Annotated in this window: 15 protein-coding genes; 8 read left to right on the forward strand and 7 right to left on the reverse strand. The window is 63.4% G+C overall.

Features of this window, described 5'->3' with window-relative positions:
* Nucleotides 1-24 precede the first annotated feature (24 nt).
* Nucleotides 25-1,017: an autoinducer 2 ABC transporter substrate-binding protein gene (locus tag ACN9MO_RS25445; protein ID WP_113132965.1), complete on the reverse strand. Its 993-nt coding sequence runs from the start codon at nucleotides 1,015-1,017 to the stop codon at nucleotides 25-27.
* Between the two features lie 244 nt (nucleotides 1,018-1,261).
* On the opposite strand from ACN9MO_RS25445, the gene ACN9MO_RS25450 reads away from it, so the two are divergent.
* The 3 genes from ACN9MO_RS25450 to ACN9MO_RS25460 all read left to right on the forward strand — a co-directional run bounded on the left by ACN9MO_RS25450 (nucleotide 1,262) and on the right by ACN9MO_RS25460 (nucleotide 3,586).
* A complete protein-coding gene (locus ACN9MO_RS25450; RefSeq protein ID WP_113132966.1) occupies nucleotides 1,262-2,320 on the forward strand; it encodes a LacI family DNA-binding transcriptional regulator in 1,059 nt (352 codons plus the stop codon).
* 89 nt (nucleotides 2,321-2,409) lie between these two features.
* Complete coding sequence (locus tag ACN9MO_RS25455; protein ID WP_113132967.1) at nucleotides 2,410-2,862, forward strand: Lrp/AsnC family transcriptional regulator; 453 nt, start codon at nucleotides 2,410-2,412, stop codon at nucleotides 2,860-2,862.
* Nucleotides 2,863-2,962: 100 nt separating this feature from the next.
* Entirely contained in the window at nucleotides 2,963-3,586 is a 624-nt protein-coding gene (locus tag ACN9MO_RS25460; RefSeq protein WP_057255508.1) for a LysE family translocator, read from the forward strand.
* A gap of 56 nt (nucleotides 3,587-3,642) precedes the next feature.
* Here ACN9MO_RS25460 and ACN9MO_RS25465 read toward each other — a convergent pair whose 3' ends face one another.
* The 4 genes from ACN9MO_RS25465 to ACN9MO_RS25480 form a co-directional block, all read right to left on the reverse strand.
* Nucleotides 3,643-4,059 carry a GFA family protein gene (locus ACN9MO_RS25465; RefSeq protein ID WP_113132968.1) on the reverse strand — a complete coding sequence of 139 codons (417 nt, stop codon included), beginning with the start codon at nucleotides 4,057-4,059 and terminating at the stop codon, nucleotides 3,643-3,645.
* Nucleotides 4,060-4,152: 93 nt separating this feature from the next.
* On the reverse strand, nucleotides 4,153-5,151 hold the full coding sequence (locus tag ACN9MO_RS25470) for a DUF535 family protein (protein ID WP_082616268.1): 999 nt from the start codon (nucleotides 5,149-5,151) through the stop codon (nucleotides 4,153-4,155).
* A gap of 190 nt (nucleotides 5,152-5,341) precedes the next feature.
* Complete coding sequence (locus tag ACN9MO_RS25475) at nucleotides 5,342-6,514, reverse strand: ATP-binding protein (protein ID WP_057255506.1); 1,173 nt, start codon at nucleotides 6,512-6,514, stop codon at nucleotides 5,342-5,344.
* Entirely contained in the window at nucleotides 6,511-7,206 is a 696-nt protein-coding gene (locus ACN9MO_RS25480) for a response regulator (RefSeq protein WP_113736674.1), read from the reverse strand. Before ACN9MO_RS25480 ends, ACN9MO_RS25475 begins: the two co-directional genes overlap by 4 nt.
* A 472-nt stretch (nucleotides 7,207-7,678) precedes the next feature.
* Between ACN9MO_RS25480 and ACN9MO_RS25485 the strand changes: the two genes are divergently transcribed.
* Nucleotides 7,679-8,320: a phosphatase PAP2 family protein gene (locus tag ACN9MO_RS25485; RefSeq protein WP_162770906.1), complete on the forward strand. Its 642-nt coding sequence runs from the start codon at nucleotides 7,679-7,681 to the stop codon at nucleotides 8,318-8,320.
* 27 nt (nucleotides 8,321-8,347) lie between these two features.
* Here the strand turns inward: ACN9MO_RS25485 and ACN9MO_RS25490 are convergent, their stop codons facing one another.
* Complete coding sequence (locus tag ACN9MO_RS25490) at nucleotides 8,348-10,441, reverse strand: two-component system sensor histidine kinase NtrB (RefSeq protein ID WP_057255503.1); 2,094 nt, start codon at nucleotides 10,439-10,441, stop codon at nucleotides 8,348-8,350.
* Nucleotides 10,438-11,178, reverse strand: coding sequence for a response regulator (locus tag ACN9MO_RS25495; protein ID WP_057255502.1), 741 nt, complete (start codon nucleotides 11,176-11,178; stop codon nucleotides 10,438-10,440). Before ACN9MO_RS25495 ends, ACN9MO_RS25490 begins: the two co-directional genes overlap by 4 nt.
* A gap of 247 nt (nucleotides 11,179-11,425) precedes the next feature.
* Between ACN9MO_RS25495 and ACN9MO_RS25500 the strand changes: the two genes are divergently transcribed.
* The 4 genes from ACN9MO_RS25500 (at nucleotide 11,426) to ACN9MO_RS25515 (ending at nucleotide 17,060) form a co-directional block, all read left to right on the forward strand.
* Nucleotides 11,426-12,418 carry an ABC transporter substrate-binding protein gene (locus ACN9MO_RS25500; RefSeq protein WP_113132971.1) on the forward strand — a complete coding sequence of 331 codons (993 nt, stop codon included), beginning with the start codon at nucleotides 11,426-11,428 and terminating at the stop codon, nucleotides 12,416-12,418.
* A gap of 175 nt (nucleotides 12,419-12,593) precedes the next feature.
* On the forward strand, nucleotides 12,594-13,619 hold the full coding sequence (locus ACN9MO_RS25505) for an ABC transporter substrate-binding protein (protein ID WP_113132972.1): 1,026 nt from the start codon (nucleotides 12,594-12,596) through the stop codon (nucleotides 13,617-13,619).
* Between the two features lie 133 nt (nucleotides 13,620-13,752).
* Entirely contained in the window at nucleotides 13,753-15,990 is a 2,238-nt protein-coding gene (locus ACN9MO_RS25510; protein WP_113132973.1) for an ABC transporter permease, read from the forward strand.
* 8 nt (nucleotides 15,991-15,998) lie between these two features.
* Nucleotides 15,999-17,060, forward strand: coding sequence for an ABC transporter ATP-binding protein (locus ACN9MO_RS25515; protein ID WP_113132986.1), 1,062 nt, complete (start codon nucleotides 15,999-16,001; stop codon nucleotides 17,058-17,060).
* The last annotated feature ends 17 nt before the right edge of the window (nucleotides 17,061-17,077 follow it).

Consider the following 17,077-nt stretch of genomic DNA (forward strand, 5'->3'; position numbering starts at 1 on the left):
GGGAGAACCCTTAAACTTTGGACCTCAGAGGCCCATGGCCGCGAGATCCGCGACCGTCTCCTTGTTGATCGGCACCAGTTGGTCGACGATGATATTGCGGTTCTCGAAGTCGGGCTTGACCTTGCCGAGACCTTCGATCTCGTCGCCGTCCTTGACCTCCTCGCCCTTCATCAACTTGTCGGCAAGGGTGACGAAAACTTCGCCCGCCTGCTTCGGATTCCACATGAAGCCGCCTGAAATCGCGTCGGACTTCACCAGCTTCTGGCCCTGGCCGGGTGAGAAGGGACCGAGCACGAAGATCTCGCCGACCTTGCGGCGTTCTTCGACGGCGCGGCCAGCGCCGATCGGACCCTGGCTGCCGAAGGCGAGGAAGCCTTTCAGGTTTGGATGGGCGGAGATCAGGTCGAGTGCGGTCGACCGGCTCTTATCGACGTCTTCAGCAACGCCGTAGCGGTCGCCGACCAGCGTCATCTCCGGATAGTTCTTCTTGATGTAGGCGATCGCCGCATCGGCCCAGGCATTGTGCAACGGCACGGTCAGCGAGCCGACGAAGACGGCATATTCGCCCTTGCCGCCCATCTTCTCGGCAAGCAGCTTGCCATGCGCCTCACCAAAGCCGGTCGAGGATGCCAGTTCGAAGTCCCAGTCGGCACCCTTCTGGCTCGGCGATTCATGGGTGATGACGATGATGCCTTTTTCCTTGGCCTTAGTGAGCACCGGCTCGAGCACCTTGGCATCGTTCGGCACCACGCCGATCACCTTCACGCCTTGTGCAATGAGGTCTTCGATGGCGCGCACCTGCAGCGCCGGGTCGGCGCTGGTCGGGCCGACCATGAAGGCGTCGATGCCGAGCTTCTGGCCGCGCTCCTTGATGCCCGCTTCCATGGCGTTGAACCAGGGGATACCACCGATCTTGACTACGACGCCGACCTTGCCGGCATCTTGAGCAAAGGCAGCCGCAGAGCTGGCAAGCGCCATCGATGTCGCCAGGGCGGCGACGAGAATATTCCTGATCATGTCTCTCCTCCACTCGTTCCCAAGAAGGAACGCGCCCGGTCGCCATCTAAGCGCCGGCCTCCAGTTTCAAACCATCACTGGCGAAGTGCTTCCTCGCCTCCCTGACAGCCGCCTCCTCAGACGGCACCAACAAATTGCACAATCGATATTTCTTGTTTGCACAATCGATGGTGCAAGAACTATTGTGCAGACTTAATCTTTCGTCAAGGGGAAATCGGCACTAAAACGATCAAGGGAGAAAACGATGACCAGCAGCAGCAAAAAGAAAGCGACGATCTACGACCTGTCGGTGTTGTCGGGGAGTTCACCCTCAACCGTAAGTGCAGTCCTGAACGGCACCTGGCAGAAGCGCCGGATCAAGGAAAGCACGGCGGAACTGATCCGCAACCTCGCTGAAACGCATCAGTATACGGCCAACCGCCAGGCGCGTGGTTTGCGCAGCTCGCGCTCGGGCCTGATCGGCCTGCTCTTACCGATCCACGACAACCGCTATTTCTCGTCGATGGCGCAAACCTTCGAGGCGCATGTCAGAAGCAAGGGACAGTGCCCAATCGTCGTCAGCGCCAGCCGCGATCCGAAGGAGGAGCGCAAGACCGCGGAGACGCTGATCTCCTATTCGATCGATGAACTCTTCATCTGTGGCGCCACGGATCCCGATGGCGTGCACGAGGTCTGCGAGGCGGCCGGCCTCAAGCACATCAACATCGACCTGCCCGGCACCAAGGTTCCTTCGGTCATCAGCGACAACTACGAGGGCGGACGGATGCTGACGGAGGCGATCATCCGTCACTTCCAAGCAACGGGCCCGCTGGAACCGCATGAACTCTACCTCTTCGGCGGCCGCAACGACCATGCCAGCCGAGAGCGTATTCGCGGGTTCCGCGCCGTCAAAAACGAACTGCTCGGCGCCGATCCGGACGAATGCATCCAGCCGACCGGTTATGCGCCGAACAATGCCAGGCTTGCCTTCGAGGCCTTCTACGAAAAGCACGGCAAACTGCCGCGCGGCCTCTTCGTCAACTCGTCGATCAACTTCGAAGGCCTGCTGCGCTTCATGGCAGGACATCCGCACGAGAACTTCGCCGACCTCGTCGTGGGCTGCTACGATTACGATCCCTTCGCATCCTTCCTGCCCTTCCCCGTCATCATGATCCGCCAGGACGTCGAGGGCATGATCACCAAAGCCTTCGACGTCATCGAGGAGGCCCGGCCCCAGCCGCGGATCCACCTCATCCAGCCCGAACTGGTGCAGCCGCGAACGGCGCTGACCGGCCCGCTCGATGCACTAAAGGACATCGAATAGGCCGCCCGACCAGTGCTTTCTCAGCCATCAGCACTTCTAAACAACAAAATCATCTGTACAGGCCACTAAATTCCACGTATTAATTGGCAATGGATGCGATTGACAGAAAAATCATCGAAATTCTCGCTGAAGATGCGAGGCGGTCGCTGACTGACATCGGCGCTGCGGTGGAGCTTTCGCCCTCCGCCGTCAACGAGCGCATTCGTCGGCTCGTCGCCAATGGCGTGATCCGAAACTTCACGCTGGAAGTCGACCATCGCGCGCTTGGCCTCGACGTGCTTGCCTTCGTCTGGGTCGGCCTGGCGCCCGATGCGGACGAGGCGGCGTTCCGCGCCTTCATGGCCGATCATCCGGCCGTGGCCGAATGCCATCACGTCACTGGCGCCTGGTCCTATTGCGTCAAGGTCCGGATGCCGTCGCTCGGCGATCTTGAGCCGTTCCTTGCCGAACTGAAGCGCCAGCGGTTCCTGGCGCGAAGCGAAACGGTGATCGCGCTGTCGACCGTGCGGGAAAGCCTGGCAACGACTGCATCGCGCGCCTGAACGGACGCGTAAAGACTGCTGAAACATTTTTGAACTGCCGCACATGTTCCATCCTTGATCTGGATGGATTGAGCCATGCCGCGGCCGGAGCCCTATGCCCATGTCTACATTGTTGTTTGGAAAAAGCCTCCTGGTCGGTCTCGCGGTCGCGGCCCCACTCGGCCCCATCGGAGCGCTCTGCATCAACCGTACGCTGGAGCGCGGCTTCTGGGCGGGCGTCGCCGGTGGGCTGGGAACAGCCGCCGCCGATGCCACCTATGCAGCGCTTGCCGCGATCGGTTTCGCCGCCTTTGCGGCGGTGCTTTCCATGATCGCAACACCGCTCGGCCTCGCCGGCGGACTGTTCATGATCTGGCTCGGCTGGAGCGGATTGCGGCCGAAACCGGTGACGGCCGCGGCCGACGTCGGCGGACGCGATCTGGTCCGCACGACCATCGCCACCTTTTTCCTGACGATGACCAGCCCGGCGACAATCCTCTCCTTCGCTGCGATCTTTGCCGGCCTCGGCCTTGCCGAAGCAGGCGATGCGTTGAGCGCCGCCATCGTCGTCGTGGGCGTCTTCCTAGGCTCGCTCGGCTGGTGGTTCTTCTTGAGCGGCGGGGTGGCGATTGCCCGAACACGGCTGCCGGACAGCTTCGTCGCCTGGGTGTCGCGCCTCTCCGGCCTGGTCCTAATTTCCTTTGGGATCATCGCCATCGCCGCCGCCGCCGAGGGGTTGGTCTAGAACAATTGGCGCAGCCTACCCGGCGCGCCAACGACTTGCAGCCTGGCCGTTTCTCATCAAGTCGCGGGCTTCACGGCCTCCACGTGCCACCACTTGGGCCGTGCGGAACGGTAGCTGTGAACGGCCGGGATCAAGTCGGCGGAATTCGTCTTGTCGAAGATGCCGAGTAGTAAGGCAACGACCGGTGCATCGTCGATCGCCCCAATGCTGCTGCCACAGGCCGGGCAGAAGGCGCGGCTGGAATAGTCGGACGAGCGGTAGACCGAAGGGGTACCGCCCGGACCGGTCCACGCAATCACGTCCTTGTCGAATTCGACCCACGCCAACGTCAGCGCGTCCGAATGGCGCTGGCACGTCATGCATGAACACGTGTGCGGCTTGCGGGGCGCTCCTTTGGCCTCGAAACGGATCGCTCCGCAGAGGCAGCCTCCGGTGAAAAGCGGTTTTTTCTTCCCAGAGGCAACGGTCGACATAGGCCAATCTCCAGCCGTGATTCGACTTGCGCCACCGTACGTTGTGTCAACCGCTAAAGAAAAGCCGAGGGTCGCGGGCGAAATGCGCCCGGTTCAATAGAACCAGGCGCCGATGTCGCGAAACGCCCGCTTGCTCTGGTCGCGTCGGTTGCCCTCGGGCGCAGCCTTGCCGTCGGCAACGGGAAGACGGAAACCGAAGGGCTCGGACGGCACCCCACCACGATCGCACCAATAGGCATCGAGATCAGCCATCATCATCTTCCGTCGCTTGCGGCGACGGCGATTGATCACATGCCTTTCGTTCGAAACCGCATGGATTGAGGCCGTGTGGCCTTCCGCCACCAGCCCCTGGAGGACGAGCAGTGCCGCATCCTTGGGGCGCAGACCGCCAAGATCGCGTGTTGCCGTTATCAGCGCTCGTTTCGCGTCTTCGCCCTTCGGCCCCTGCATGCCGCCCATCGCAAGGCTGTATGTATCGTCGTTACAGCGGACGAAGACGAAACCGACCGTGCAAAGCGTGTATTCGTCACTCTGACGACGAAGCCGGATTGCGAAGGCGCCTTCGTGGCGGGCACCGCAATGATCCGCCAATTGCAGCTGAATGCGATAGTTTTCGCTGCGACCGGAGACCGTTCCCATCTCCAGCGTGCCACCGCGCCAGAGCGCCATCAGCGAGCGGCGCGAGAGGACTTCGCTTGCAACGTCGAAATGATTGAGCATCAATTCGAGCCGCTCTGGCGAGGATGCACCGTGCAGGAAGAAGGTCGGGATCGACTTGCGCACGAGATCGTCGTGCGGCAGCCCCAGACGATAGCGTTCGCCGAACTCGCCGAGAAAGGCGATCCAGCGCGCCGTAAGCAAGGGGTGGCGCACAAATCGCATCGAAAAGACGACGGCGCGTTTCAGGCTCACCCGGAGGCCGAGCTTCAGGACGTGACCCAGGATCGATACCTTGGCTTGCGACCGATCTCTGACGACCGGCCCAGAAACCGAGCGTCCGGAAGACGATAGCGGCTCACCGCCAAACGTTGTACTATCCTGAGATGACAACCGTAGATCGACGCTGTATTCCTGCCTGATTTCCAGGGACATGGTGCAATCCTTGAGAGCAAACTCTGCCGGCCGGATTATTCGGCCAGCCTCGGTTTGCCCGTGGACTGTCAAGGATTTGCGGAGAAGTGGTCGGCAATTGAGCGCGGTACCTGCGGGCCGGGCGCGACGTCCGGAGGAGCTGACGCCCTCCGCGCTCGGCGCCAGGAAGCGGCACTGCCGGCGCCGGGCCTTAGGCTGGGATGGCGCGCGGCAGGACGATCGTGATCACGGCGCCACCGCCGGCGCGGGACGCGAATTCCAGCCGCCCGCCATGCGCCTTGGCGATCGCCTGCACCACGGAGAGACCGAGACCGGTGCCTCCCGTTGCCCGCGACCGCGAGGCATCGCCGCGCCAGAAAAGATCGATCGAATGGGTCGAGACATCGTCCGGCAGTCCTGGACCGCGATCCAGCAACCGGATGAAGGCCTCGTCAGCGCCGCGTCGGCCCGTCTCGCACCGCAATACCCCGCCACTGGCTGCGTAACGCGTGGCGTTCTCGATCAGCGCCAGCAGAGCCTGGCGCAGGCGTTGCGAATCTCCCGAGACCCGGACCGGTTCCAGCGCCGTCTCGACCGACATTCCGGCGGAGCCCAGCAAGGTGCAGGACGCGCCGAGAACCTGGGAGGCCTCGGCAGCGAGATCGACCGATTGACACTGGGTGACCAGCTTCTGGCCGGCGGCGAGCGAAAGGGTGCGCAAGTCCTCGACCAGGGCGGAAAGCCCCTCCACCTGGAGCAAGAGTTGCTGGATCCTCTCCTGTTCGAGAGGAAAGACGCCGTCGGCCATGCCCTGAAGGTTGCCCTGAAGGATCGTCAGCGGCGTGCGCAACTCGTGGGCGACCGCCATCGTGTTGAAACGCAGTCGGCTTTCCATGTTTTCGAGCTCGGCCGCCAGTTCGTCGAAGGTCTTCACGAGCGTTGCCACCTCCTTGGCACCCTTGCGGATCGATCCGACGCGCACGGCGAAATCGCCCGCCCTGAGATTCTGCGTCGCCTGGGCGAGCACCTCGAGCGGCCGGCTGATCTTGCGCGCCAGCCAGTAGCCGACGAGACCGCAAAAGGTCACCGCGGTCGCCCCGAAGCCGAGGATGATTTTGTCCACCTCCCAGTTTGCCCACTCCTCGAGTTCGGGCATGGTCGAAAGCAGTTTCTGCAGCGATTCCTGGCTCGGCAGCTTGCCGGAATTGAAATCGGTATAGGCCTGAGCCGCTTCCGGCGGCATCCGCTCCAAGAGCCGCGCCTCCAGCCGCGGCTCCATGTAGTCGACGCCGGCATAGATGATGAACACGCTGATGATGAGCAGGACGATCGTCACCAGGGCCGTGAGAATGCCGAGGGGCAAGCGCGAGAGGCTGATCTTCATCTTGGCTCCACGAAGCGATAGCCGACACCGCGAACGGCACTGAAAAGACCGCTGGCGCCCAGATCCTCGAGCTTGCGCCTGAGATTGGCGATATGGGTATCGACCGTTCGGGCCAGCGCATCGCTGTCCGGCAGGCAGGCGTCGAGGATATCGGCGCGCTCGAAGGCATGCGTCGGGCGGCGGATCATGTGGGCGAGGATGCGGAATTCGCTGAGCGTCAGCGGCACCGAGTGGCGGCGGCCGCTCTTCTCGACGAAGGCGACATGGGCATCGAGATCGACTTCCACGTTCTCGAAGCGGAGCACCGTCGCGCCGGCGCCGTTGCGGGTGCGCCGGAGCACCGCGTTGACGCGCGCCACCACCTCCTGGGGGTTGAACGGCTTGACCACATAGTCGTCGGCGCCGAGCCGCAGGCCGGTCAGCCGGTCGAGATCCTCGGCCAGCGCCGTGACCATGATGACCGGTGTATTGCCCTCACGTCGAAGCCGGGCGAGGACTTCGAAGCCGTCGAGCTTCGGCATGCGCACGTCGAGCAATACCAGGTCGGGCGACAGCACCGCATGATGCGTTAGCGCCGTCTCGCCATCGGCGGCACGTACCGTCCGGAAACCATCGCGCACCAGATAGGCGTCGAGTATCTGCGCGATCTCCGGCTCGTCCTCCGCCAAAAGGATGAGACCCTTGTCGACCATAAAGCAACTCCCTGGCCCGATGTTGTGATCAGCAGCTTATGGGCTGAATAGATTCGAGTTGCAATTCGCCCCCACAGCACTGCCGCCCTTTACCTGGCCTTCCGGATAGAGCCCCCGACAAATCTCCGCTGTTTCTTGACAATCGGCACCGAGGCGTCCGGCACACTGATAGGTGGCGCCGCCCGCCATCAACCAAAAGGTGTAGTCAAAAACCGCCCGGCTCTGCGCGTCAAGCTCTCCCTGATCCTCCACTTAGCCTTGACAAAGCAGAGCAAATGTCCGGCCCGCACACACCGACAATCTGCGAGCGACCGGCATGCCCAGCCTCTTTCCCTCCACAGTAGTATCTTCAAACAGCATCCGATGGTTGCGCGCGAGCCCACGTCAATGGACTGGGCAAGCCCGTGCCCGCGTTAACGATCAGCCCATCGCCGTTGCTGGCGCGCTGACCATTTGCGCGGCTTTTGTCTTTATGGCCTTTCCCGGTATCGATCTCGTCGTTTCGCGCTGGGCGGCGTCCGCGGCAGGTGATTTCCCGCTTTCCCGAGAGCCCGCGCTCAGGGCACTTCGCGACTTCAATCGCGTCCTGCCCTTCTGCATTCTGCCCTGCGTCCTGGCGCTGTTAATCATGCAGGCGATTGCACCGCGCCGCCGATTACTGCGGCCGCACAAGGCACTGTTCTTTCTCACCTACTACGCCATGGGCCCCGGGCTGCTCATCCAGGCCCTGAAGCGGCTGATCGGCCGCGCCCGCCCCTACGACATCACGGATTTCGGTGGCACCCTGCCGTTCACGCCCGCCTGGCAAGTCTCAAGCGCCTGTTCGCGCAGCTGTTCCTTCGCGTCCGGCGAATCCGCAACGGCGATTGCCCTCATAGCACTCGCGCTGCTTCTGCCCCTTCAGTGGCGACGCCTGGCGATCATCGCGCTCATCCCGCTGATCCTCGCCTTCTCGCTCAACCGGATCGTGTTTGGTGCTCACTTCCTCTCCGACGTCGTGCTCGCCTGGCTGTTGATGCTGTGGCTGATGACGTGGCTCTGGGCGGTCTTCACCGACAATGGCGAACGCATCGATGCCGCCTTCCAACGGCTCGGGCGGCGGCGAAATCCGTAGACCCGCAGCCGACGCTCTACATCCGTTTCAGCTCGGAAAGACCAGCTCGACGGTCGTTCCCCTCCCCGGTTGGGAGAGGATACGGGCGTCGCCCCCGCTTTGCCGGACGAAGCCATAGACGACGGCGAGCCCGAGACCGGCACCGCCCTCCTCGTCGCGCGTGGTGAAATACGGCTCGAACGCCTTGTCCACGGCCTCCGGAGACATGCCGATCCCCTCATCGGCGACGGCGACGACGACATCGGCGTCAATGCTGGCAGCACGGATCAGGATCGTCCCGCCCTGAGGCATCGCGGCGGCGGCATTGAGGCAGAGATTGAGGATCGCCTGCTCGAAGAGGGCGGCATCGAGATGCACATTGGGCAGGCCGTCGGCGATTTCGAAGGCGAGACGGCATCTTTCCCCGACGGCGATTTCCAGCACATCCGCCATGCCACGCAACACCGCGCCGACCTCGAGTGCGCCCGGCTGGATCGGGTGCTGGCTGCCAACGGACAACATGCTGCTGGCAAGCGAACGCCCGCGATCGGCCGCCTTGCGAATGCGGGCGATGTGACGCTTCTGCCGATCGTTGAAACCGGTATCCCGTTCCAGCAGCCCCAGGCTGCCGGTGATGATGCCGATCATGTTGCCGACCTCGTGGCTCACCTGGTGCGTCATGCGCATGATGCCATCCAGCCGCTGGGCCTTTGCCGCTTCAGCCTCCTGCCGATCCATGTCGGTCACGTCCCGCGCCAGCAACACGATGCCGCGATCGGGTTGCCGCGACAGCGAAACCTCTGTCACGCGGCCCGCGTCGGAGCGATGCCGCAGCACAAGTCGGTCGCCGAGCGTGCCGGTTTCCCGATCGGCGGGCAGCATTGCCGGGTCGATCTCGGGCATCGGGCTCACGAAATTGCGAAGCGGCAGCTTCCGTGCCGAGCCCGGCCAGCCGACGAGCTCCATGACGCGACGGTTCATCGTGATTGGTTTGCCGCTGGGATCGAAGAGCGCGATGCCTTCGTTCATGTTGCGAAAGGTAGAGCGGATGGTGCGTGCGGCGGCCTCGGCCGTACGTCGGAGCCGCGAGACACGCTCGACGCTTTCGCGAAAGGCACTGAAGGCTTCGAGCAGCCGGACGAGCTCGGTCTCCGTCCCCTTGTAGGTCGGCGTATCGACGTCCCGGCGCCCCTCCGCAAGAGCGTTCATGCCGTTGGACAGCGACACGATGCCTCGCGACACGCGCATGACCGAGCGAATGGAGAAGATCGCCATGACAAGCACGAGCAGCGCAGCGACGGCGACGATGACGAGCAGGCGGCTCAGAGCATTCGAGGTCGAAACGAGATCGTCGTTGAGGCCGCGGGCGACGGCCTCGCTCTGTGTTTCTGTCGCATGCGAGAGGTCGCGCGAAACGGTGTGCAATCGCGAGACGGCCGCGCGAATGGCGAACATCTCCAGGAGATATTGGGTCTGCGCTTCGAAGACCCGTTCATAGGGCGCGAGTTCGGTAGCGGAAACCCGGATATCCGGCGCCGCATGCTCAAGGCGCGGCACCGTTTCGGCAATATAGCGGCGGCGCAATTCGCCGAGCTGGAACAGGCTGTCGGAGTTGGATGCCGATTGCACAATCCCATTGAGGCGGCGGCGGAAATCGGCATCGGCCATGCCGCTGCCGGTCGCGATCTCGCCAAGCGCGGCTGCCGCTTCGGCCTTGTGCTGCTGCGCCGATTCCGCGTCGCCGGCGAGCGTCATCGTCTGCGTGCGGATGGTCTCCAGAAGCTCGACGATATGCCCGCTGGCAAAACCTTTGACCGCCGCATCGCCGTTCTGCGGCGCCATGGCGCGCAACAGCGCATCGACCTGCGCGACCACCGAGCGGCTTTCGCTCGAAACCCGGTAGGGCGAAGTGGCGTTCATCAGAAACGGCGCGCTCGACACAAGATCGGAAACCTGGCGCGACACGAGCGAGGCCTTGGCAAGGCTGGTGAACGCCTGCAGCCCGTAGGCCGCCATCTCGTCGCGCGCCCGTTGCAGACCAAAAACTGCGACCGTCGCAAGGCCGAAGACGAGCACGCAGATGAAGGCGATAGCGAACGGGAGCCGGAAGGCAATCGACGAAAGAAAAGGGCGAACGATCACGGCTTCGACTCGCCGTCGTCGGTATCGAGCACGTATCCCTTGCCGCGTCTCGTCTTGATGTGGCGCGGCAGGTCCGGATTGCGCTCGATCTTGCGCCGGAGCCGGAGCACGAGCACATCGACGTTGCGGTCGATGTAGCGGTCGCTTTCGGCGCCGAGGCGGTCGAGTATCTGCGCGCGGCCGACGGGCGTGTTCGGTGTTTCCGCGAGGATTTCCAGAAGAGCGAACTCGGCGCTCGTCAGCGACCTCGAAGGATCGTTCAGGCAAATCGCCCGGCGGCTCCTGAGATCGATCGACCAGTCGCCGAGCTTCATCGATGCCGGCTCGGTCTCACGCTCGCTTTCCCGCTCCGGCTTGAGCGAGGGATAGGTGCGGCGTAGGACGGCCTTGATGCGCGCCGTCAACTCGATCGGCTCGAACGGCTTGACGACATAATCGTCCGCCGCCGTCTCCAATCCCAGCACCCGGTCCGCAGCACTGCCTGCCGCCGTCACCATGACGATGCCGATATTGGTGCGTGCCCGCAGCCTCTGCGCAAAGGTGCGGCCCGAAGTGCCCGGCAAGTTGTGGTCGACAAGCACGAGATGCACCGCCTCGCGCGCCAGGACATTGGCCGCCGCCTCCGCCGACGGCGCGGTCAGGGGTAGCCAACCTTCTGCCTCCACCAGATCGGAAATAAGCTCCGCCATGTCCGGATCGTCCTCGACGATCAGAATCCGTATCCTCTCACTCAGCATGCACGTCCTCCCGCCCCCATCATAGGCGGGGCCGTCCCAATGTTCAAAGCAGCTCACATTATGTGATTTGTCATATTTGTAATCTTTGTAATTTTGAAACCGCGGAGAGCGCCCAAGGCTGTAAGAACGGTAACCATTCTCCGATTGCGGCAGGCGGGGAATATCGACATCCTGACTGCGGAGATTGGAACGGCAGCGTTCCAAATGGGAGGACATCGTGAGAGGCATCACCGCTATCGGCGGGTGCGTGGCCCTGTGGCTGTGCACCGCCACAACAGGCATGACGGCGCCGGCACTCACCGTGCTGTGCGGTGTCGACGAAGCGTGGTGCGCGACGATGAAGACGGCGTTCGAGACGAAGTCCGGCCTCGAAATCTCGATGACCCGAAAGAGCACCGGCGACATCCTCAACCAGCTGCGGGCCGAGAAAGACGCGCCGACCGTCGATGTCTGGTGGGGCGGCACGGGCGACACCCATCTGCAGGCCGGATCCGAGAACCTGCTCGAACCCTACAAGCCGGCGCATGAACGCGACATGCTGCCCTGGGCGCAGAACTTCTTCGCCATTTCCGGCGGCCGTTCGGCGGGTATCTATGCCGGGGCGCTTGGCTTTGCCTACAATGCCGATCTTCTGCATGCGCTGAAGCTGCCAGCACCGACCTGCTGGAAGGATCTTGCGGACAACGCCTATCGCGGCCGCATCCGCAGCGGCAATCCGAATTCCTCCGGCACCGCTTTCACCACGCTTGCAACCCTTGTACAGCTTTTCGGCGAAGACGAAGCCTTCCGTTTCCTGTCCGCGCTCAATCGCAACATCGACCAATACACGACGGCCGGCTCCGCTCCGGTGAAGGCGGCGGCGCGCGGCGAAACGCTGATCGGCATTTCCTTCATGCACGACGCCGTCACGCAGAAGCAGGCGGGCTCGCCCCTCGTTATCGTCGCACCCTGCGAGGGCACCGGCTACGAGATCGGCGCCGTCAGCATCGTCAAGGGTGCTCGGCATCTGGAGGCCGCGAAAAGCTTCGTCGATTTCGCCTTGAGCCCGGAGGGTCAGGGTACGGGGGCGGCCTCCGGACAGAACCAGGTGACGTCCAATGCGCGCTCGAACCTGCCGCTCGCCGCACCCGATATCTCGATGATCAAAATGGTGGATTACGACTTCGCCACCTTCGGCTCGCCGGAAGAACGAAGTCGATTGCTCAAAAGGTTCGACGCGGAGATCACCACGACGAACTGACCGGGCCGAATAAACTTGAGCGAGGTGCGAGCGGAAAACCGCACAGACTTATCCTCATCTCGCTCCAGCAAACCACAAATCCGAAACCGTGAACGTGCTGCCCGGCGGGCAGGCCGATGGCCGCGCCGTGTCTCGTTCGCGCCCGCATAAACCAAGGCAACAGGAGGATGCCCCAATGAAAACAACGACCCTTTCCCTCATGCTTTTTGCCGGCACGGCGCTCGCCGCGCTGCCGGCTCAAGCCGCCGGCAGCCTCAACCTCATCTGCTCGGCAGACGTGGTGATCTGCGAGCAGATGACCGGCGATTTCCAGAAGGAGACCGGCATCAAGGTCAACATGGTTCGCCTGTCGTCCGGCGAGACCTATGCCAAGATCCGCGCCGAAGCCCGCAACCCGAAGACCGATATCTGGTGGGCCGGCACCGGCGACCCGCATCTGCAGGCGGCCTCCGATGGCCTGACGCTCGAATACAAGTCGCCGTTGCTCGATCAGCTTCAGGATTGGGCGAAGAAGCAGGCTGAAGGCTCGGGCTATCGCACGGTCGGCGTCTATGCCGGCGCGCTCGGCTGGGGCTACAACACCGAGATCTTCTCAAAGAAGGGCCTGAAGGAACCGAAGTGCTGGGCCGACCTGCTCGACGCCTCGCTGAAGGGCGAGATCCAGATGGCGAACCCGAACTCTTCCGGCACCGCCTATACCGCGCTCGCCTCGTTGGTGCAGATCATGGGCGAGGACCAGGCCTTCGACTATCTGAAGAAGCTCAACGGCAACATTGCGCAATATACCAAGTCGGGTTCCGCACCGGTGAAGGCGGCGGCGCGCGGCGAAGCCGGCCTCGGCATCGTCTTCATGCACGACGCCGTCGCCCAGACCGCCGAAGGCTTCCCGGTCAAGTCGATCGCGCCCTGCGAAGGCACCGGCTACGAGATCGGCTCGATGTCGATCATTCGCGGCGCCAAGAACCTGGACAATGCCAAGGCCTGGTATGACTGGGCTCTGAAGCCCGACGTGCAGTCGCGCATGAAGGAGGCCAAGTCCTTCCAGCTCCCGTCCAACAAATCGGCCGAAGTGCCGAAGGAAGCACCGAAGTTCGAGGACATCAAGCTGATCGACTACGACTTCGCCACTTTCGGCGACGCCGAGAAGCGCAAGGCGCTGCTTGAGCGCTGGGATCGCGAAGTGGGCGCAAGCGCCAACTGATCGCAGGATCAGCCGGCCGGAAAAGCGATCCGGCCGGCACCGCCTGGCATAGACGCCCGGTTGCCGGCTCCGGCCTTTGATCGGGACGGCCCAACGGCACACCATTTTCATCTCAAATCACGCGAGGACCGTCATGGAACATCGCAACCGCAGGCTCGACTTGACACTCGGGCTCGGACTGGCCGCTTTCCTGCTGGTCCCCTGGTATGGCATCGAAGGTGGCTTCTTCGGCCTTGGATGGCTCGCCAGCTTCCCATTCGACCCCGCCGTCGCCCCCGGCCTGGCACAGATCTTCGCCCATGGCCGCGCCTGGCTTGGCGTGGCGTTTCTGCTCTTGGCCGTCTCGGCGGCAGCACGCTTTATCCGCGACCCTGGCCGCCGCGGATTGGTGCTCGCGATCGCCGGCGCCGCCGGTGTCGTTTTTCTCGCGCTTCAGGGACTGGCGATCGGTTTCACCGGCTGGACCTGGACGATCACCGAGGCCCTGTTCGGCCCTCTCTCCGACGGTCAACCCTCGATGGGCGCCGGCGCCGTGATCGCGGCACTCACCTTCGTGTTGCTCTTCGCCTTCGGGCTTGCGGAGCGTGGCGTGCTCAAGGGGGACGCCTTCATCGTTGCGGCGATTTCGCTGCTCGTTTCCCTGGTCATCGTCTTCGTCTTCTATCCGGTCGGCAGCATGTTCGCAGCTTCCGTCCAGGATTTCGAGGGCTCGTTCAAGCCTGACGGTTTCATTCGCAACATCCAGGACGGCTCGATCTGGAGCCTGGGCTGCGTCATCGGCGAAGGCCGCTGCGGCGTCGCCTGGCGCACCCTGTGGCTGGCGCTGATGACCGCATCAGGCTCGACGCTCCTTGGCCTTGCCTTCGCGCTTGTGGCCACCCGCACGCGCTTTCCCTTCAAGAAGGGCATGCGGCTCCTGACTATCCTGCCGATCATTACCCCGCCCTTCGTCATCGGCCTGGCGCTGACGCTGCTCTTCGGCCGCGCCGGCGTCGTCACCGAGTTTCTGTCCGATGCCTTCGGCATCGAGCCCGGCCGCTGGCTCTACGGCCTTACCGGCATCTGGATCGCCCAGGTCCTCTCCTTCACGCCGATCTCCTTCCTCGTGCTGATCGGCGTCGTCGAAGGCGTCAGCCCATCGATGGAAGAGGCGTCGCAGACGCTCCGCGCCGATCGCTGGCGCACCTTCTGGAACGTCTCGCTGCCGCTGATGAAGCCCGGCCTCGCCAACGCCTTCCTCATCGGCTTCATCGAAAGCATGGCCGATTTTGGCAACCCGCTAGTGCTCGGCGGTAGCCACGGCGTGCTCTCGACCGAAATCTTCTTCGCCGTCGTCGGCGCCCAGAACGATCCGTCCCGCGCAGCGGTTCTCGCAATCATTCTGCTCTGCTTCACGCTTTCCGCCTTCCTGGCTCAGCGCTCCTGGCTCGCCGGCAAGAACTATTCGACCGTCACCGGCAAGGGCGACTCCGGCGCCCACAGCGCGCTTCCACGCTCGCTGTCGATCGGCGTCCACGCCATCGTCATCCCCTGGATGATCTTCACCGTCGTCGTCTACGGCATGATCCTCTTCGGCGGTTTCGTGAAGACCTGGGGCCTCGACAACTCGTTGACCCTCGACCACTACGCCAAGGCTTTCTCGATTTCCGTCGTAGACGGCGCGATTGCCTGGACCGGTGTTGCCTGGAATTCCTTCTGGACGACCATGGAGATTTCGCTGCTCGCCGCACCGCTGACGGCACTCGTCGGGCTGCTGACGGCCTACCTCATCGTGCGCCAGCGCTTTGCCGGCCGTGATGTCTTCGAGTTCGCGCTGATGCTGAGCTTTGCCATTCCCGGCACCGTCATCGGCATCAGCTACATCATCGCCTTCAACCTGCCGCCGCTCGAAATGACCGGCACGGCACTGATCCTCGTCGCCTGCTTCGTCTTCCGCAACATGCCGGTTGGCGTGCGCGGCGGCATAGCGGCGATGAGCCAGCTCGACAAGAGCCTCGACGAGGCGTCGCTGACGCTTCGGGCAACCAGCTTCCGCACGCTGCGCAAGGTCATCCTGCCGCTCTTGCGGCCGGCGATCGTCGCAGCGCTCGTCTATTCCTTCGTCCGGGCGATCACCTCGATCAGCGCGGTCGTCTTCCTCGTCAGCGCCGAATACAACATGGCCACTGCCTATATCGTCGGCCTTGTCGAAAACGGCGAGTTCGGTGTTGCGATCGCCTATTCCTCGGCCCTCATCCTGGTGATGATCACCGTCATCACCAGCCTGCAACTCCTCGTCGGCGAACGCAAACTGAGGCGCGAAAACCGCGTCCTCGGTGCCGCCCCCGCCCGTCCAGCCGCCACCACCATCTCCCAGGAGAAAACCGCATGAGCACCCACATGAGCACCCCGCGCACCGGCTCGGTCGTCTTTCAGAACGTGCGCAAGCAGTTCGACGCCTTCACTGCAATCCACGACCTGTCGCTCACCATCGAGCCCGGTACACTCGTGACCCTGCTTGGGCCTTCCGGCTGCGGCAAGACGACAACGCTGCGCATGCTTGCCGGCCTCGAGCACCCCTCCGCCGGCAAGATCCTGATCGGTGGCAAGGACGTGACCATGCTTCCGGCCAACGAGCGCGACGTCTCGATGGTGTTCCAGTCCTATGCGCTCTTCCCGCACATGTCGGCGCTCGACAATGTCGCCTATGGCCTTGAATCCTCCGGCATCAAGAAGAAGGAGGCGCGCGAGCGCGCCGAGGAAGGCCTGCAGCTCGTCGGCCTGGGCGGCCTCGGACAAAGGCTCCCGGCGGAGCTCTCCGGCGGACAGCAGCAACGTGTCGCCGTCGCCCGCGCCCTCGTGCTCGAACCGCAAGTGCTGCTGCTGGACGAGCCGCTGTCGAACCTCGATGCGCGCCTGCGCCGCAAGGTGCGCACGGAAATCCGCGAGTTGCAGCAGCGGCTCGGCTTCACCGCCGTCTACGTCACCCACGACCAGGATGAGGCGCTTGCCGTTTCCGACCGCATCATCGTCATGAAGGATGGTGCGATCGCGCAGGAAGGAGCACCACGCGATCTCTACGAGACGCCCGCCTCCACCTTCATCGCCGACTTCATGGGCGAGGCCAATGTGCTGCCTTGCGAGGTCACCGCCGCCGAAGCCGGTCAGGCGACGATCCGCATCGGCGGCCTCGAACATCGGCTGCCCTCGAAGACCGCTCGGCCAGGGCCGTCGAAGCTTGCAGTGCGTCCCAATGCGGTGACCCTGACGCCGGCCAAGGGCGCAGCACTTTCCGGCACGATCAGCAGCGCTGCCTATCTCGGCGGCCATGTCGAATACGAGGTCGAAACGGCTACCGGCCTCCTGTTCGTTGTCGATCAGGCGGTCGAGGACATGTTATCTCCGGCAACGGAGGTCGCGATCGGTTTCCGCAACCGGGGCCTCGCTTTGATTGACGCATGACTTTTTACAACTGGATA

Source organism: Ensifer sp. R-19, assembly GCF_049905105.1.
GTDB lineage: Bacteria > Pseudomonadota > Alphaproteobacteria > Rhizobiales > Rhizobiaceae > Ensifer.

Bases quoted from the DNA above. Each gene is read 5' to 3' on its own strand.
- ACN9MO_RS25445 (WP_113132965.1), bottom strand. From the start codon at position 1,017: ATGATCAGGAATATTCTCGTCGCCGCCCTGGCGACATCGATGGCGCTT.
- ACN9MO_RS25450 (WP_113132966.1), top strand. From the start codon at position 1,262: ATGACCAGCAGCAGCAAAAAGAAAGCGACGATCTACGACCTGTCGGTG.
- ACN9MO_RS25455 (WP_113132967.1), top strand. From the start codon at position 2,410: ATGGATGCGATTGACAGAAAAATCATCGAAATTCTCGCTGAAGATGCG.
- ACN9MO_RS25460 (WP_057255508.1), top strand. From the start codon at position 2,963: ATGTCTACATTGTTGTTTGGAAAAAGCCTCCTGGTCGGTCTCGCGGTC.
- ACN9MO_RS25465 (WP_113132968.1), bottom strand. From the start codon at position 4,059: ATGTCGACCGTTGCCTCTGGGAAGAAAAAACCGCTTTTCACCGGAGGC.
- ACN9MO_RS25470 (WP_082616268.1), bottom strand. From the start codon at position 5,151: ATGTCCCTGGAAATCAGGCAGGAATACAGCGTCGATCTACGGTTGTCA.
- ACN9MO_RS25475 (WP_057255506.1), bottom strand. From the start codon at position 6,514: ATGAAGATCAGCCTCTCGCGCTTGCCCCTCGGCATTCTCACGGCCCTG.
- ACN9MO_RS25480 (WP_113736674.1), bottom strand. From the start codon at position 7,206: ATGGTCGACAAGGGTCTCATCCTTTTGGCGGAGGACGAGCCGGAGATC.
- ACN9MO_RS25485 (WP_162770906.1), top strand. From the start codon at position 7,679: ATGGCCTTTCCCGGTATCGATCTCGTCGTTTCGCGCTGGGCGGCGTCC.
- ACN9MO_RS25495 (WP_057255502.1), bottom strand. From the start codon at position 11,178: ATGCTGAGTGAGAGGATACGGATTCTGATCGTCGAGGACGATCCGGAC.
- ACN9MO_RS25505 (WP_113132972.1), top strand. From the start codon at position 12,594: ATGAAAACAACGACCCTTTCCCTCATGCTTTTTGCCGGCACGGCGCTC.
- ACN9MO_RS25510 (WP_113132973.1), top strand. From the start codon at position 13,753: ATGGAACATCGCAACCGCAGGCTCGACTTGACACTCGGGCTCGGACTG.
- ACN9MO_RS25515 (WP_113132986.1), top strand. From the start codon at position 15,999: ATGAGCACCCCGCGCACCGGCTCGGTCGTCTTTCAGAACGTGCGCAAG.